Annotated in this window: 18 protein-coding genes; 13 read left to right on the plus strand and 5 right to left on the minus strand. The window is 63.5% G+C overall.

Annotated features, from left to right (window positions below; all coding sequences use genetic code 11):
• Positions 1-68: 68 nt before the first annotated feature.
• On the minus strand, positions 69-503 hold the full coding sequence (locus tag AC0L3E_RS12625; protein ID WP_128307431.1) for an NUDIX hydrolase: 435 nt from the start codon (positions 501-503) through the stop codon (positions 69-71).
• A 129-nt stretch (positions 504-632) separates the two neighbouring features.
• Between AC0L3E_RS12625 and AC0L3E_RS12630 the strand changes: the two genes are divergently transcribed.
• Positions 633-1,394 carry an SOS response-associated peptidase gene (locus AC0L3E_RS12630; RefSeq protein ID WP_473604880.1) on the plus strand — a complete coding sequence of 254 codons (762 nt, stop codon included), beginning with the start codon at positions 633-635 and terminating at the stop codon, positions 1,392-1,394.
• Positions 1,395-1,465: 71 nt separating this feature from the next.
• Here AC0L3E_RS12630 and AC0L3E_RS12635 read toward each other — a convergent pair whose 3' ends face one another.
• Entirely contained in the window at positions 1,466-1,621 is a 156-nt protein-coding gene (locus AC0L3E_RS12635; RefSeq protein WP_081738801.1) for a hypothetical protein, read from the minus strand.
• A gap of 391 nt (positions 1,622-2,012) precedes the next feature.
• Between AC0L3E_RS12635 and cysS the strand changes: the two genes are divergently transcribed.
• The 8 genes from cysS (at position 2,013) to AC0L3E_RS12675 (ending at position 9,084) form a co-directional block, all read left to right on the plus strand.
• Positions 2,013-3,449 carry a cysteine--tRNA ligase gene (gene cysS, locus AC0L3E_RS12640; protein ID WP_127810878.1) on the plus strand — a complete coding sequence of 479 codons (1,437 nt, stop codon included), beginning with the start codon at positions 2,013-2,015 and terminating at the stop codon, positions 3,447-3,449.
• Entirely contained in the window at positions 3,446-3,832 is a 387-nt protein-coding gene (locus AC0L3E_RS12645) for a VOC family protein (protein ID WP_473604881.1), read from the plus strand. The genes cysS and AC0L3E_RS12645 overlap by 4 nt, the downstream gene beginning before the upstream one ends.
• A 6-nt stretch (positions 3,833-3,838) precedes the next feature.
• Complete coding sequence (locus AC0L3E_RS12650; RefSeq protein WP_127268543.1) at positions 3,839-4,330, plus strand: GFA family protein; 492 nt, start codon at positions 3,839-3,841, stop codon at positions 4,328-4,330.
• Positions 4,327-4,803 (plus strand): GFA family protein, encoded by a 477-nt coding sequence (locus AC0L3E_RS12655; RefSeq protein WP_473604882.1) that lies wholly within the window; start codon positions 4,327-4,329, stop codon positions 4,801-4,803. The genes AC0L3E_RS12650 and AC0L3E_RS12655 overlap by 4 nt, the downstream gene beginning before the upstream one ends.
• Positions 4,800-5,756 (plus strand): prolyl aminopeptidase, encoded by a 957-nt coding sequence (pip, locus tag AC0L3E_RS12660; protein ID WP_473604883.1) that lies wholly within the window; start codon positions 4,800-4,802, stop codon positions 5,754-5,756. Before AC0L3E_RS12655 ends, pip begins: the two co-directional genes overlap by 4 nt.
• Entirely contained in the window at positions 5,753-7,375 is a 1,623-nt protein-coding gene (cimA, locus tag AC0L3E_RS12665) for a citramalate synthase (protein WP_473604884.1), read from the plus strand. The genes pip and cimA overlap by 4 nt, the downstream gene beginning before the upstream one ends.
• Positions 7,376-7,458: 83 nt before the next feature.
• Entirely contained in the window at positions 7,459-8,388 is a 930-nt protein-coding gene (rarD, locus tag AC0L3E_RS12670; RefSeq protein WP_352584896.1) for an EamA family transporter RarD, read from the plus strand.
• A gap of 9 nt (positions 8,389-8,397) precedes the next feature.
• Complete coding sequence (locus AC0L3E_RS12675; RefSeq protein ID WP_473604885.1) at positions 8,398-9,084, plus strand: glutathione S-transferase family protein; 687 nt, start codon at positions 8,398-8,400, stop codon at positions 9,082-9,084.
• Positions 9,085-9,101: 17 nt separating this feature from the next.
• On the opposite strand, the gene AC0L3E_RS12680 is transcribed toward AC0L3E_RS12675, so the two are convergent.
• Complete coding sequence (locus AC0L3E_RS12680; RefSeq protein WP_128310068.1) at positions 9,102-10,100, minus strand: transporter; 999 nt, start codon at positions 10,098-10,100, stop codon at positions 9,102-9,104.
• 178 nt (positions 10,101-10,278) lie between these two features.
• The gene (locus tag AC0L3E_RS12685) at positions 10,279-10,569 is read right to left on the minus strand and encodes a muconolactone Delta-isomerase family protein (RefSeq protein ID WP_128310069.1); all 291 of its coding nucleotides are present in this window, start codon (positions 10,567-10,569) and stop codon (positions 10,279-10,281) included.
• Positions 10,570-10,677: 108 nt separating this feature from the next.
• Here AC0L3E_RS12685 and AC0L3E_RS12690 point away from each other — a divergent pair, with 108 nt between their 5' ends.
• Positions 10,678-11,586, plus strand: a complete 909-nt coding sequence (locus tag AC0L3E_RS12690; protein ID WP_473604886.1) for a LysR substrate-binding domain-containing protein — start codon at positions 10,678-10,680, stop codon at positions 11,584-11,586.
• Between the two features lie 104 nt (positions 11,587-11,690).
• Here AC0L3E_RS12690 and AC0L3E_RS12695 read toward each other — a convergent pair whose 3' ends face one another.
• Positions 11,691-12,302, minus strand: a complete 612-nt coding sequence (locus AC0L3E_RS12695) for an LOG family protein (RefSeq protein ID WP_127332138.1) — start codon at positions 12,300-12,302, stop codon at positions 11,691-11,693.
• A 126-nt stretch (positions 12,303-12,428) separates the two neighbouring features.
• Between AC0L3E_RS12695 and AC0L3E_RS12700 the strand changes: the two genes are divergently transcribed.
• The 3 genes from AC0L3E_RS12700 (at position 12,429) to AC0L3E_RS12710 (ending at position 16,360) form a co-directional block, all read left to right on the plus strand.
• A complete protein-coding gene (locus AC0L3E_RS12700; protein WP_473604887.1) occupies positions 12,429-13,898 on the plus strand; it encodes a LysM peptidoglycan-binding domain-containing protein in 1,470 nt (489 codons plus the stop codon).
• A gap of 226 nt (positions 13,899-14,124) precedes the next feature.
• Entirely contained in the window at positions 14,125-14,457 is a 333-nt protein-coding gene (locus AC0L3E_RS12705) for an ArsR/SmtB family transcription factor (RefSeq protein WP_127323175.1), read from the plus strand.
• A gap of 22 nt (positions 14,458-14,479) precedes the next feature.
• On the plus strand, positions 14,480-16,360 hold the full coding sequence (locus tag AC0L3E_RS12710) for an ABCB family ABC transporter ATP-binding protein/permease (RefSeq protein ID WP_127268239.1): 1,881 nt from the start codon (positions 14,480-14,482) through the stop codon (positions 16,358-16,360).
• Positions 16,361-16,387 lie beyond the last annotated feature (27 nt).

Genomic DNA, 16,387 nt, shown 5'->3' on the forward strand with positions numbered 1-16,387 from the left:
AACGGCGTGGCTCTGCCAAACAGGATAAGTCTTTGTGGCGAAACAATTTGTCGCCTGCAAGGCTGTTTTCAGGGCTTCGGCCCGTCGTCTCCGCGGGGGGCCAACAACTCCTCGGCCACGGCGAACACCGAGCCGGCGAGCGGCAATGCCGCCATCTCGCTGAGTGTATAGAAGGCCGCCGTCTCTGCGTCGTCGCTGGCTACCGCCTCGCCGCCGGCATAGGCCGCGCCGAAGACCGTGAGGAGGTAATCGACCGGGTGGCTGTCATCCCTGCCGTCAATGTGGATTTCCCGTAGCGGGCGATAATTTGTGGCGCGCAAACCGGTTTCTTCCTGAAGTTCGCGCTCTGCCGCTGCCTCCAGCGTCTCGCCGGGTTCGACCTTGCCGCCCGGAAAGGCATAGAGCCCTTGCGAGGGTTGCCGGGCTCGCTTGACCAGAAGCACGGTGTCTGCACGCACGACGGCGACCGAGACTGCCGGAAGTGTCTTGCGCGCTTCGTTCATGGGTTCCCGATCAGGCGTGTAGGCAGGTCTGTTGTGGACCGCCCAGCATGGGCAAGCTTTAGCGGTTGCGCAATGCCGGTTGCACCGGCACCTTCAGGAACCGAACCTTTCAAAGGGCGCCAATCGACCATGTGCGGACGTTTTGCCTTGACCGCGACGCCGGACCAGACTGCCGCCTTGCTAGGCTTGGCGGAACTGGAGGATTTCCAGGCGCGCTACAACATCGCACCAACCCAGCCGATCCTGATGGCGGTCGCCGGCCCCCCGCGGGCGCCGGGCTCCAATTTGCCCGACCGGCAGCCAATGCTGGTGCGCTGGGGGCTGATCCCGACCTGGGTCAAGGATACCAGGGAGTTTCCGCTGCTGTTCAACGCGCGCTCCGAGGGTGCCGCCGAAAAGGCGTCGTTCAAGGCCGCCATGCGCCATCGCCGCGCCTTGGTGCCGGCCTCCGGCTTTTATGAATGGCGGCAAACCGGCGGCAAGAAAGGCCAGCCTTACTGGATACGCCCAAGGCATGGCGGGCTGGTCGCCTTCGCCGGACTGATCGAGACCTATGCCGAGCCGGGCGGTTCGGAAATGGACACCGGTGCCATCCTGACTATCAACGCCAATGCCGATATCGCGCATATCCACGACCGCATGCCTGTGGTGATCGACCCCAGGGATTTCGCCCGTTGGCTGGATTGCCGCACGCTCGAACCGCGTGATGTCGCCGATCTGTTGCGGCCGGCTCAACTCGATTTCTTCGAGGCCATTCCCGTCTCCGGCCTGGTCAACAAGGTCGCCAACACCGGACCGGAGATTCAGGAGCGGGGCGAGATCGGGCCGGAGCCCGAAAAGGTCAAGCGCCAGAAGCCCGGCGCGGACGACAATCAGATGACGTTGTTCTAGCTGAACTGTTCTTCAGCGACGTATGTCTGCGCCATTTGCCAGGCGCCCTTGGCGCCGGGCCGCACACCACTTCAGGCGGCGCGGGGCGACACGATCTTCTGTACCGGCTTTTTCTTCTTCGCGGTGTGAAGGAGGGCGGCGACGATCGCGGCCGGGCCGATCGCGCGGTAGTGGTTGGCCAGTGCCGGCTGCTTGGCTCGGTTGGCTTCCTGCTTGGTTCGGGGCATGTCTCTCTTCCCAGGTAACATTTTCGTGTCTGCGTTTGATGGCCGATTCTGACCAAATCGTGACGCCTGCTGATCTAGCCGGCGAATGTTTCATGACTGTGCCGACATGTTTAATAAAATGTTTCAGTGCATCATTACCTGTGATCCAGCGACGTTTTTGCCGAAACTTGCGACTTGACGGCAACACATGCCAAGGCGATAAAGCCGCCCATGAAAACGTCTTTCGCCATTTGTGGCATTTGCATTATTGGCTAGCCTCGCGCTGGTCCGGACGTTTTCGCCTCATCTTTCCCCAGATTGGACAAACGCCCCGGCCAGCAGGCTGGAGCCTGATTTGCGTTTCGCGCAGGGCTGGCTTCGTCAAATTGAGTTCTGAACCGGGAAGGCACGAATGTCCGACGCATCGCAGGGCCTGCGCCTCTACAACACGCTGACGCGGACGAAAGAGGATTTCGTCCCGATCGATCCAGACAATGTGCGCATGTATGTCTGCGGCCCGACCGTCTACGACTTTGCCCATATCGGCAATGCCAGGCCGGTGATCGTCTTTGACGTGCTTTTCCGCTTGCTGCGTCACGTCTATGGGCAGGCGCACGTCACCTATGTGCGCAACATCACCGACGTCGACGACAAGATCAACGCGCGCGCTCTGCGCGACTTCGGCGGCGAGATCGCTTCCGGAACACTTTCGCTCAACGAGGCGATCAGGCGGGTCACCGAAAAGACCGCCGATCAGTTCCATCGGGACGTGGCGGTTCTCGGCTGCCTGGAGCCGACGGTCGAGCCGCGCGCCACCGAATTCGTCGAGCCCCGCGCCGACGGCAAAGTCGACATGATCACCTTGATTCAAAGCCTGATCGAACGCGGCCATGCCTATGTTGCCGCGGGCGAAGTCCTGTTCGACACCGCGTCGATGCCGGACTACGGCCAGCTGTCGAAGCGCAATCTCGACGAGCAACAGGCCGGTGCTCGCATCGCCGTCGACGCGCACAAGAAAAATCCCGGCGATTTTGTGCTGTGGAAGCTGTCGTCGCCGGAGGAGCCTGGCTGGAATTCGCCATGGGGCAGGGGTCGGCCGGGCTGGCACATCGAATGCTCGGCAATGTCGGCCGCCTATCTCGGCGAGGTGTTCGACATCCATGGCGGCGGCCTCGACCTGATCTTCCCACACCATGAGAACGAAATCGCCCAATCGCGCTGCGCCCATGGCACGGACGTGATGGCCAACATCTGGATGCACAACGGCTTCCTGCAGGTCGAAGGTCAGAAAATGTCGAAAAGCGTCGGCAATTTCTATTCGATCAACGAACTGCTCGAGACCGAGACGTTCGGCGGCCGCAAATGGCCGGGCGAGGTGCTGCGGCTGGCAATGCTGATGACGCACTATCGCGAACCGATCGACTTTTCCGTGCGCAAGCTGGAAGAGGCCGAGAACACGCTGCGCAAATGGAAGCGGGCGGCCGACCTTGCGCCGGCCGCCGCAGGACTGCTGCCCGTGCAGGTCATCGATGCCTTGTCGGACGATCTCGCAACCTATGCCGCCTTCCAGGTCTTGACGCAGCTGGCTGGCGAGGCAGCGGACGGCAACGATGCGGCGGCTGCGCTGAAGGCGTCGCTGCTGTTCCTCGGCTTCGATGTCGCGTCGGCGACGGTTGATGAAGACCACGTCGCCAAGGCAATCGCCAAGCGTCTCGCATTCATCGCCGCCAAGAACTGGGCCGAGGCCGACCGCATCCGCGACGAACTGCTGGCGCAAGGTGTACAGTTGAAGGACGGCAAGGATCCGGTCACTGGCGAGCGCATCACCACCTGGGAGGTAAAAAGATGATCGACCATCTCGGCATCACCGTTGCCGATTTCGACGCTTCGAAGGCTTTCTATGACAAGGCGATGGCCCCGCTTGGTGCGGCGCTGCTTTACATGGTGCCGCTGGAATATACCGGGGGTGCCAAGGTCGGCGGCTATGGCCGTGACCGGCCGGTGTTCTGGCTGAGTACCGGCAAGGACAAGCCCAGGGATCATCAGCACGTTGCCTTCACCGCGCGCAGCCGCGCCGAGGTCGAAGCCTTCCATGCCGCAGCCCTTGCCGCCGGCGGCAAGGACAATGGCGGGCCGGGTTTGCGCCCGCACTATCATCCGGACTACTACGCCGCCTTCGTCCTCGATCCCGACGGCAACAATGTCGAAGCCGTCTGCCATGCCCCGGAGTGAACAGCGATGAGCCTCGACAACCGGCCGGTCTATACCGGCGGCTGCCAGTGCGGCGCGGTGCGCTTTCGCGTTGAAGGCGCGCTCGGCGACGCTTCGGTCTGCCATTGCCGCATGTGCCAGAAGGCGTTCGGCTCGTTCTATGCGCCGCTGGTTTCGGTGCGTGGCGCCCGGCTCGACTGGACGCGCGGCGAGCCGAAATACTTCCGCTCCTCCAACCATGTCGATCGCGGTTTTTGCGCCGATTGCGGCACGCCGCTGACCTTCACCGCGCCGGACGGCGTTGGCCTCGCCATCGGCGCGTTCGACAACCCGGCGGAGATCGTGCCGCTGATCCAATGGGGCACCGAGGCAAAGCTGCCTTATGTCGATACGATCCCGCAATTGCCGGGCGAGGAGACGATGGCCGACGTGTCGTCGGCCTCTTATCTGGCGGATCTCGTCTCCTATCAGCATCCGGACCACGACACCGAACAATGGCCGCCAAAGGAAAGATCATGACCGATCAGGTAAGAACCGGCGGCTGCCAGTGTGGCGCCGTGCGTTTCCGCATTCATGGAGCGCTCGGCCGTCCATCGATCTGCCATTGCCGCATGTGCCAGAAGCAGTTCGGCTCGTTCTTCGGTGCACTGGTCACGGTGCCCAGGGAGGGCGTCGAATGGACCCATGAAGAGCCGAGCTATTTCCAGTCGTCGGTCAACATCGATCGCGGTTTCTGCGCCCGCTGCGGGACGCCGCTGACCTACCGGCAGCCCGGTGGACTTGAGATCGCTATCGGTGCCTTCGACGACCGCTCCGATCTTGCCCCGCAGATCCAGGTCAACTACGCCGCGCGGCTGCCCTGGGTGGAGACGATCTTCGATCAGCCCGTCCACCAGGATCCTGATTATTACAACAGGCAGGAATCCATCATCTCCTTCCAGCACCCAGACCATGAAACAGCGGACTGGCCGACCAAAGGTTTGCAGCTATGAGCAGTCAATTGCGTACGCTTTATCCCGAGATCGAGGCGTTCGATTCCGGCATGCTGGATGTCGGCGACGGCCATCAGGTCTACTGGGAGCGTTCGGGCACGAGGGGCGCCAAGCCGGCGGTGTTCCTGCATGGCGGGCCGGGCGGCACCATTTCGCCAAAACACCGGCGGCTGTTCGACCCGAAGCTCTACGATGTCATCCTGTTCGACCAGCGCGGCTGCGGAAAATCGACGCCCAACGCCTCGCTCGAAACCAATACGACCTGGCACCTGGTCGCCGACATCGAACGCCTGCGCGAAATGGCCGGCTTCGACAAATGGCTGGTGTTCGGCGGCTCCTGGGGGTCGACGCTGGCGCTCGCCTATGCCGAGACGCATCCCGATCGCGTCAGCGAGTTGGTGGTGCGCGGCATCTACACGCTGACGCGAGCCGAACTCGAATGGTACTATCAATTCGGCGTCTCGGAAATGTTCCCGGACAAATGGGAGCGCTTCCTGGCGCCGATCCCGGAGGCCGAGCGCGGCGACATGATGGCTGCCTACCGCAAGCGGCTGGTCGGCACGGATCGCAAGGCGCAGATCGAGGCGGCCCGCGCCTGGAGCCTGTGGGAAGGCGAAACGATCACGCTTTTGCCCGAGCCGGAGACCAGCGGACCATTTGGGCAGGACGACTATGCCATCGCCTTTGCCCGCATCGAGAACCACTATTTCGTCCATGCCGGCTGGCTTGAGGAAGGGCAGCTGCTGCGCGACGCGCACAGACTGAGCGACATTCCCGGCACCATCGTCCATGGCCGCTACGACATGCCGTGCCCGGCGCGCTATGCCTGGGCGCTGCACAAAGCCTGGCCGAAGGCGGATTTCCACCTGATCGAGGGCGCCGGTCACGCTTATTCGGAGCCGGGTATCCTCGATCGGCTGATCCGCGCGACGGACAAGTTTGCAGGCAAATGACCATGACCCGCGAGCGCCTCTATCTCTTCGACACCACATTGCGCGATGGCCAGCAGACGCCGGGCATCGACTTTTCCGTCGAGGACAAGATCGCCATCGCCAAACTGCTCGACGCTTTCGGCCTCGACTATGTCGAGGGCGGCTATCCCGGCGCCAACCCGACCGACACAGCCTTCTTCCAGGAGAAGCGCACGGAGCGCGCCAAATTCGTCGCCTTCGGCATGACCAAGCGGGCAGGGGTGTCGGCGTCCAACGATCCCGGCCTAGCGTCACTCGTGCAGTCGAAGTCGGATGCCATCTGCTTCGTCGCCAAGAGCTGGGACTACCATGTCCGTGTCGCGCTCGGCTGCACCAATGAGGAGAACCTCGACGCCATCAAGGCCTCCGTCGAGGCGGCGATCGCCGCCGGCAAGGAGGCATTGGTCGACTGCGAGCACTTCTTCGACGGCTTCAAGGCCAATCCCGATTATGCGCTGGCCTGCGCCAGGACCGCCTATGATGCCGGCGCGCGCTGGGTGGTGCTGTGCGACACCAATGGCGGCACGCAGCCCTCGGAAGTCCGCGCCATCGTCGAGAAGGTTATTTCATCAGGTATTTCAGGCAATCATCTCGGCATCCATGCCCATGACGACACCGGCCAGGCCGTGGCAAATTCCCTCGCCGCGATCCAGGCCGGCGTGCGCCAGATCCAGGGCACGCTCAACGGCATCGGCGAGCGCTGCGGCAACGCCAATTTGATCTCGATCGTGCCGACGCTGGCGCTGAAACCGGCCTTCGCCGATCGTTTCGACACCGGTATTTCGGCTGAGGCGCTGACAGGCATTTCCAGGTTGTCCCGCGCCTTCGACGAACTCTTGAACCGCGCCCCGGAAGCGCAGGCGCCCTATGTCGGCGCTTCGGCCTTCGCCACCAAGGCGGGAATCCATGCCTCCGCACTGGCCAAGGAGCCGGCAACCTATGAGCATGTGCCTCCGGAAACGGTCGGCAACCGCCGCCGTGTCATGGTCTCGGATCAGGGCGGCAAGGCCAATTTCCTCGCCGAGTTGAGGCGACGCGGCATCGAGGTGCCGAAGGACGACCACCGGCTCGACGCGCTGATATCGGTGGTCAAGGAGCGCGAGGCCGAGGGCTATGCCTATGAAGGCGCCGATGCCAGTTTCGAGCTCCTGGCGCGCAAGATGCTGCACGGCCTGCCGGAGTTCTTCAACGTCACCTCGTTCCGCTGCATGGTCGAGCGCCGCTTCGACGCCAACGGCCAGCTGAAGACGGTCTCCGAAGCGATCGTCAAGGTGGTGGTCGACGGCGAGGAGAAGATGTCGGTGGCCGAGGGGCATGGCCCGGTCAACGCACTCGACATCGCGCTGCGCAAGGACCTCGGCAAGTTCCAGGGCGAGATCGCCGACATGGAACTGGCGGACTTCAAGGTGCGTATCCTCAATGGCGGCACCGAGGCGATCACCCGCGTTCTGATCGAATCGCATGACGGCACCGGCGCGCGCTGGTGGACGGTCGGCGTTTCCGAAAACATCATCGACGCCTCGTTCCAGGCGTTGATGGATTCCATTGTCTACAAGCTGATGAAGAACCGCGAGATGGCCGGACTGGTGGCCGCCGAATAGGGTTGAACCATCAGCGAAAGTCCATTGATCCATCAGAACTTTGTGATGGTCTTGCCAAGGTGACTGGGCCATAGCGTTGACCCATGGCCACTGAAGCAATTACCCTGGACGCGGATTCCAAGGCCCGGCGCGGCTTTCTGTTGGCGCTTGGCGCCTATCTGCTATGGGGGCTGCTGCCCTTCTACATGAAGGCGGTCGCTCATCTGCCGCTCGCCGAAGTCATTGCCCATCGCATCGTCTGGTCGGTGCCGATCGCCGCCGCCGTTCTGATCTGGGCCGGCCGCATGGCGGATTTCAAGGCGGCACTGCGTTCGCCGCGCACCATCGCCATGGCCGCGCTGACGGCTGCGCTGATTTCGGTCAACTGGGGCATCTATGTCTGGGCGATTGCCGTCGACCGCACTGTCGAGACAGCGCTCGGCTACTACATCAATCCACTGGTCAACGTCGTCGTCGGCGCGCTGTTGCTGGGCGAGCGGCTCGACCGGCTGCAGATCGCGGCGGTGGTGCTGGCGGCCGTCGCCGTCACCGTGCTGACCGTCGAGGGCGGCAAGCTGCCCTGGGTGTCGCTGGCGCTGGCGTTTTCCTTCGCCGCCTACGCCTTCTTCCGCAAGACGTTGCCGATCGGACCGAGCCAGGGATTTTTGCTCGAAGTCCTTCTGCTGTCGGTGCCGGCACTTGGCTACATCGTCTATCTAATCGCGACCGAACAGGACCATATCGTATCCAGCAGTGGCACCGATACGGCATTGCTGATCGGCTGCGGTCCGGTCACATCGATCCCGCTGCTGCTGTTTGCGTTCGGCGCGAGGCTGCTGCGGCTGTCCACCATCGGCATCATGCAGTACATCGCGCCGACCATTGTGTTTCTGATCGCCGTGCTGATCTTCGACGAGCCTTTCGGCACCACCCAGGCGATTGCCTTTGGCCTGATCTGGACAGCGCTCGCGATGTATTCCTGGTCGATGTTCCGTGGCCGCGAGATCCGGCCGGCGGTGCCGGCTGCAAGGTAAGGATCCCCTATGTACCTGCTGCATATCGCCAACAAGAATTATTCCTCATGGTCGCTGCGGCCTTGGGTGTTGATGCGAGAGCTGAACATCCCGTTCGAGGAACGGCTGACGCCATTCCCGACCGCATCGAGTTGGGATCTGTACCGGCCCTTCTCGCCGAGCGGCCGCGTGCCGTGCCTGATCGACGATGGCTGGGCGGTCTGGGATTCGCTGGCCATCGTCGAATATCTGGCCGAACGCCACCATGGCGTGTGGCCTGTCGAAGCCAAGGCGCGCGCCTGGGCGCGCTCGGCCGCCGCCGAGATGCATTCGAGCTTCACCGCACTGCGCGGCGCCTGTCCGATGAGTTGCGGCGTGCGGGTAAAGCCGTTTCCGATGTCCGACGCGCTGAAGCAGGACATCTTTCGCCTCGGCGATCTCTGGAACGATGGCCTTGCCCGTTTCGGCGGGCCGTTTCTGGCCGGCGCTCATTTCACCGCCGTCGACGCTTTCTTTGCCCCGGTGGCGTTCCGCGCCCAGTCCTATGGGCTCTCCTTCGAGGGTGCGGCTGCAGCCTATCCAGCGCAATTGCTTGCCCTGCCGGCGATGCGCGAATGGTATGCGGCTGGCTTGGCCGAGACCTGGCGCGAGCCCGACCACGAAGCGGAAGCCGCCGCCGCCGGCACCATCATCGAGGATCTTCGCGCCTCGGCGTGAAAGTCGCCGGGCGGGCGTTACATCTGTCCGAGCCGCCTGACAAAGAGATAGGTCGCGCCCGCGATCACCATCGCTACCGCCGTCACCACCCAGAAGCCCATTGGCGTGTCGACCAGCGGCAGGCCGCCGACATTCATGCCGAACAGGCCCGAGATGATGGTCATCGGCAACAGCACCGCCGTCATCACCGACAGTACGTACAGCAGCCGGTTCGACTGCGTCGTCAGCTTGGCCATAAGCTCGTCCTGCAACAGCCGGGCGCGTGCCTGCAATTGTTCGCCATCATAGTGCAGCGTCTGCGCCCTGTGTGAAAGACGCGCGGCCATGTCGTTGATGCTGTCGGGCAGGTCGTTACGGTGCGAGTGGTCGAGATGGCGAAACAGATTGGTCAACGTCGCCATCTGCCTGTGGATCACTACCAGATGCCGGCGCGCGTCGACGAGGGATTGCCGTTCATTGTGCCATGCGTCGCAGACGATGCGATCCTCGATCCCGTCGAGGCTGTCGCCGAGTGCCGCAAGTTCAGCCACCATGCCGTCAAAAGACTGGCCGACAACCGCCTCGATCAACTCGGCCGGCGAGCGGAACTTGCGCGATCCATTCTCGATCGCCTTGCGGATGTTGTCGACCGACTGCAGCGGTTGCTTGCGGGCGCCGACCAGCATCGTGTCGTTGAGCGCGAAGCGGAAATGGCCAAGCCCGCCCGCTTCCGCCGAATAGTCATGGCGCAGGTCCGGCAGATCGCCATAGAGCCAGTCGTCCTCGAGGTCGATATGGCAGCCATGGCTGGCGGACAGGAAAGCTTCGCGCACAGGTGCCGGCAAAGCCTGGTCGGCGCCGATCTCATGGCGGGCCCGCATGTCGGAAAGCTGGTAGCTGCGCCATGTCCAGTGCGCGGCGGTGGCGTCCCTGGTTCGCACGCCCTCAGCGGTGAAATGATAGATGAAGAACAATCCGTGCTCGTCGGGCAGGTAGGGCGACAGGTCGGTGCCTTCCGGGGCGAGAGTGATATCCATGGGCGCGGTGCCAGATGTAGGTTTCGGACATGGGACCGCACGGCGGCTGCCTGGCCTTGATTTCTAGCACGAGCGAACCCGGTTCGGTGTGACGGTTTCTTGACAGCCGATCACGGTCTGTCGATCACCTGCGTCAATCCGGTGGTGACGCCTTCGCCACCCCCGGATTGTGCCCTAGTCAGTGCTTCGGGCCGAAACCCGGATAGGGCTTGAGGGGCACGATTGCGGCAATGTCCATCATGCCGGCCTTGACCAACGGCAAGGTGGCGAGATGGCCGCGAACCTCTGCATCGTCAGCAGCCTCGAACATCATGCCGCTGCCCGGGATGTCGCCTCGGTTCCACACCTGGCGTACCGCGCCTTCGGCATAGAGCGTGCGCCGCTGTTCGGCTTCGCCGGGCAGAAGCGGAGCGAAATCGGCATCGGCAAATTTTTCGGTGTTGCGGGTGAGAAGGGCAAAGAACTGCATGGCGGTCTCCTTTGGTTGGATGGCCGAACTATCGCTCCCGCTGGTCAGACTGTCCAAGACTGGTTAGGCTAAAGTTGAGACCTCGGGGGACTGGAGCCTGGAGAAAAAATGTTCGACCTGCGCCAGATCAGGTATTTCGTCACCGTCGCCGAAACCGGCAATGTCGGGCGCGCCGCCGAAATGCTGCATATTTCTCAGTCGCCACTCAGCCGGCAGATCATCCAGTTCGAGGAGCAGTTGGGTGTTTCCCTCTTTGAAAGGTCGAAGCAGCGGGTCCATCTCAACGCCGAGGGGCGCGCCTTCCTCACCGAGGCCCGCGCCCTGCTGTCCAGTGCGCGACGTTTGGAGGAGTTCGGCCGAAACCTGGCCAGCGGCGCCGTCGGTCGGCTCGCCATCGGCTATGTCGAAGGCGCCGTTCATGCCGGGCTTGTCGCCGGGATGCTGCGCCAGTTCCGTCGCGACCGGCCGGATTTCCACCTGCAGCTGAGAAGCCTGCGTTCTGCGGCGCAGTTGGAAGGGCTACGGCAGCGGTCGCTGGATCTGGGCTTTGTCTACTCGCCGCCAGCCGATGATGACCCGGATGTCGCCGCCATGGCGCTGCGGCATGAGCCGCTGGTGCTGGCGATCCCCGAAGATGATCCGCTTGTTCAATTACCAGAGGTTGGGCCGCATCACCTTGACGGTCGCACCTGGATCACCGTCGTGCGCCAGCCGGACGACACCAATCGCGGCCAGTTCCTTGCCGCCTGCGCCAAAGCCGGCTTTTTGCCCGACATCGCCTATGAAACGGCGGATCCGCTAACCTCGCTCGGCCTTGTCAGCGCCGGCCTTGGTCTGGCGACGGTGCAAGCCAGCCTGCGCGCCGCTGCGCCGCCGCGGATCGTATTTCGCGACCTGCCGTGGTTCGACCGCATGGTTTCACTCCATCTCGCCTGGCGGCGTCATGACCGCCGCGCGGTGATTGCCGATTTGCGGCAGGCTGCGGAGGAAGAGGGGAGTAGGGCAGTAGGGCAGTAGGGCAGTAGGGCAGTAGGGCAGTAGGGCAGTAGGGCAGTAGGGCAGTAGGGCAGGACACTCCAGGCAATTCACATACTGCCTTACTGCCCTATTCCCTTACTCCCCTACATTTTGTCGATCACCGACTGCACGCCCTCGGTCGGAGCATCGACGGAGGACCCTGCCACCATGATGGCGGCGACGATCGCTTCGGGGTCGTCGACAACCAGCGGCTTGACCCGCTGTGCGGTGTGGATGAAGCCTTCGGCGGCCATGTGATCGAGCAACGCCAGCATCGGATCCCAAAATCCTTTGACATTGGCGAAGACGATCGGCTTGCGATGATGGCCAAGCTGCCCCCAGGTCATGATCTCGACGATCTCCTCGACCGTGCCGATCCCGCCCGGCAGTGCCACAAAGGCGTCGGATTTCTCGAACATCCTGTGCTTGCGCTCGTGCATGTTGTCGGTGATCAAGAGTTCATCGAGCCGGTCAAGCGCGGTTTCGCTCGCTTCCTTGTTGATCAGGAAGCGCGGAATGATGCCCGTTACCTTGCCGCCGGCCTTGAGCGCGCCTTCGGCGACAGCACCCATAATGCCCTTGGTGCCGCCGCCATAGACCAGCCGCAGTCCCGCTTTGGCAATCGAGCGTCCGAGCAGGTGTCCGGCCTTGATATAGGTTTCATCGCGGCCCGGAGACGAGCCGCAATAGACGCAGACGGATCGAATCGTGTTCATGCCGATGATTGGTGATTGGGTCTGAAAGCCGGGTCAAGCCCCAAGAGTTAACAAGTCCGGGCTTTTTCTTGTCGGTATTGGTAAAACAGGCTAGACCGGCGTTAGGTGGCTAAGGGGTAGGGAAGTATGGCGATTAATCCACTGAAGGCGTTCCTGTTCGCGGCGGGTGGGACCGTTGCGGCCGCGGGAACCGCCTATGTATCGGGCGCACTCGACCCGTATCTCAATCCCATGCCGCCGGCGCAAGTGGCGGCGCAGACGCCGCCCGCAGCGCCAAAATCGGCCGATCCCGGCACCGAAGCGCGGCTGCCCGCCGCGGAAGCCCCTGCGGCTCCCGCCGCGGTGCCCCAGGCAACGGCACCGGCCGCACCGGCCGCGGACGCGGCGGCGCCGGCTGCGGCCGGTCCGGTCGCACCGTCCTTCGATGTCGTGCGCGTCGAAAGCAATGGCTCGATTGTCGTCGCCGGCAATGCGGCGCCCAACGCCAAGGTCGAGATCCTCAACGGCTCGACGGTGCTTGGCTCGACGGTCGCTGGTCCCGATGGCGCCTTCGTTATCATTCTCGACGATCCGCTGAAGCCCGGTGATTATACGATCGCGCTGCGCGCGACCACGGGCGATGTCGTAACGCCCTCGGTGCAGACCGCCGTGGTTTCGGTTCCCAAGGATGCGGCCGGCCAGGTGCTGGCCATGGTCGAGGAGCCGGGCAAGCCGGCCGAATTGCTGACCGTTCCCGCGCCCGCGGCAAAGCCGGCTGCTCAGGCCACCGCGCCGGCTGCTCCCGCAGCCGAAGCGCCCGCAACTGCTCCGGCACCAGCCGCCCCAGCACCTGCCGTGGTGGAAGCAGCACCGGCTCCTGCGCCGGCGACGCCGCCCGTTGCAGGCGTGACCGAGCCCAAGATCGTCGTCGAGGCGGTCGAGATCGACGGCAGCAAGATCTTTGTCGCCGGTCTCGCCGATGCCGGCCGCAAGGTGCGCGCCTATGCCAACGACATCCTGCTCGGTGATGCGCAAACGTCGACGGATGGTCATTTCCTGGTCGAGGCGACGCGCGACATTCCGGTCGGCAGCTACACAATACGTGTCGACGGCCTCGATACCGACGGTGTGACAGTTGTGGCCCGCGCAGCCGTGCCGTTCGAGCGCGAGCCGGGCGAAGCGGTCGCCGCCGTGGCACCCTCGGCGCCGAAGCCCGTTCAGCCCAAGCCGGCCGCACCTGCCGCCGCCGAGGCGCCGGCCGCGGCCGGGACGGCTCCGGCCACGACGCCTGCTCCCGCCACCGACGCTCCGGCCGTTGTGGCGGAGGCGACGCCGCCGAGCGATGTGCCCGAGACCGTGGCGCCCAAGCTTGAACATGCCGACGGCGCCGTCATCATCCGCCGCAACGACACGCTGTGGCGGATCTCGCGGCGCGTCTATGGCCACGGCGTACGATTCTCGACCATCTACCTCGCCAACCAGGACCAGATCAGCGATCCCGACCGCATCTGGCCGGGGCAGGTGTTCAAGGTCCCGGAAAAGTCGAAGGAAGGCGAAGCCGCCGACCTCAAGGCGATGGGCGAGCAGGCAACGACAGCGCCGGCCAAGACGCAGTAGGGTTGGCGATTGGCCAATCTCCCTCCTTGAGGGGGAGGTGGCAGGCCAGAGGGGCGTCGCGCGTGAAGCGCCGACCTTCTCTTTTCTCCAAACGACGTCGCGTCAGGACGCACCGACCCCCTCTGTCACCTTTGGTGACATCTCCCCCTCAAGGGGGGAGATTAGGTCGCTCTACCCATCGGGGTAGCTTGCCGCAGACCTGCTCATCGTCTATCGCCGATGGACGATGACTGAATCCCTTATGGAAACAAACGCACCTGGCTGCACCCCGGACAGCCGAGCCGTTGCCACCCGGCTGGCAGCACTTTCGCACCCGGCTCGGATCGAAATCCTGAAATACTTGTCCGCAAGCAACTCCTGCTACTGCCGCGAAGTCGTCGATCGGTTCGATCTGGCGCAGTCCACCGTGTCACAACACCTGAAGATACTGGTCGAAGCCGGGCTGGTTCGCTTCGAGCCCGATCGCCAGCGTTCGCGCTATGCGATCGACCGTGCCGCGCTCGCCGATGTTTCTGCATCGGTGGCCGCCCTCGTCAATTCCTGCTGCTCCGGCCGCTGAAAATAAGAAGAAGGCGCCAAAAATGGCCGAAAAAACCGTCTCCGACTCCTCGACCTTCAAGACGCTGCTCAATCTGTGGCCCTATATGTGGCCGGCGGACCGCGCCGATCTGAGAGCCCGGGTCACCTGGGCGACGCTGTTGCTCGTCGTCGCCAAGCTGACGCTGGTCGCCGGTCCTTATTTCTTCAAATGGGCAACGGACGCGCTGGCCGGCGACTCCAAATCGGTACCACCGCTGCCGACATTTCTGCTGGCGCCGGTCATGCTGGTCGTCGCCTACAATGTCGTGCGCCTGGTGCAGCTTGGCTTCAATCAGCTGCGCGACGCGCTGTTTGCCCGCGTCGGCCAGTATGCCGTGCGCCAGCTTGCCTTCCGCACCTTCGTTCACATGCACCAACTGTCGCTGCGCTTCCACTTGGAGCGCCGCACCGGCGGCCTGTCGCGCATCATCGAGCGCGGCACCAAGGGCATCGAGACGATCGTGCGCTTCATCATGCTCAACACCGCGCCGACCATCCTCGAATTCGCGCTGACCACCGGCATCTTCGCCTACACCTATGGCTGGAAATATGTGGTCGTCGTCGCGGTCACCGTCTGGGTCTATGTCTGGTTCACGGTGCGCGCCAGCGACTGGCGCATCTCGATCCGCCGCGACATGAACGACAGCGACACCGACGCCAACACCAAGGCGATCGACTCGCTGCTCAATTACGAGACGGTCAAATATTTCAACAACGAAAGCATGGAAGCCGAGCGCTTCGACCGCTCCATGGCACGCTACGAGGTCGCCGCGACGCGCATCTGGACCTCGCTCGGCTGGCTGAATTTCGGCCAGGGCATTATCTTCGGCCTCGGCACCGTCATCGTCATGTGCATGTCGGCGCTTGAAGTGCAGGCCGGCACGCAGACGGTCGGTGACTTCGTCTTCATCAACGCCATGCTGATGCAGCTGTCGGTGCCGCTCAATTTCATCGGCTTCATCTACCGCGAAATCCGCCAGGGGCTGACCGACATCGAGCAGATGTTCGACCTTCTGGATGTGCCGCAGGAGATCGTCGACAAGCCGGATGCCAGGCCGCTCGCCGTGAGCGCCGGCAAGGTCGAGTTCCGCGACGTGCATTTTTCCTATGACCCGAACCGCAAGATCCTGAAGGGCATCAGCTTCGAGGTGCCGGCCGGCAAGACCGTCGCCATTGTCGGGCCTTCGGGTGCCGGCAAATCGACCATCTCGCGGCTTCTGTTCCGCTTTTACGACGTTCAGTCCGGCCAGGTGTTGATCGACGGCCAGGATATCAGGGACGTGACGCAGGAGAGCCTGCGTGGCGCGATCGGCATGGTGCCGCAGGACACCGTGCTGTTCAACGACACCATCGCCTACAACATCCGCTACGGCCGCATCGGAGCCAGCGAGGAGGACATGCAGAAAGCCGCTGAACTAGCCCAGATCGGTCCGTTCATCGAGCGATTGCCTGACGGCTACAAGTCGATGGTCGGCGAACGCGGGCTGAAGCTTTCGGGCGGCGAAAAGCAGCGCGTGGCGATCGCCCGCACCATCCTGAAGGCGCCGCCGATCCTGATGCTCGACGAAGCGACCTCGGCGCTCGACAGTCACACCGAGCAGGAGATCCAGGCCGCGCTCGATCTGGTCAGCCGTGGCCGCACCACCATCGTCATCGCCCACCGCCTGTCGACGGTCATCACGGCCGATGAGATCATCGTGCTGCAGGACGGCCAGATCGCCGAGCGCGGCACCCATGCCGAGCTGATGCGCAAGCATGGCCTCTACGCCTCGATGTGGGACCGCCAGCGCGAGGCGACCGAGGCCGAGGAGCGCCTACGCATCGCCCGCGAGGGCGACGAGCTTGGCGTTGTCGTTCGTCGGCGAACGTCGGAGGTGAATTGAAAGTTCGGCGCGTGACCTGATTTTTGC

It is taken from the genome of Mesorhizobium sp. WSM4822 (assembly GCF_055811155.1).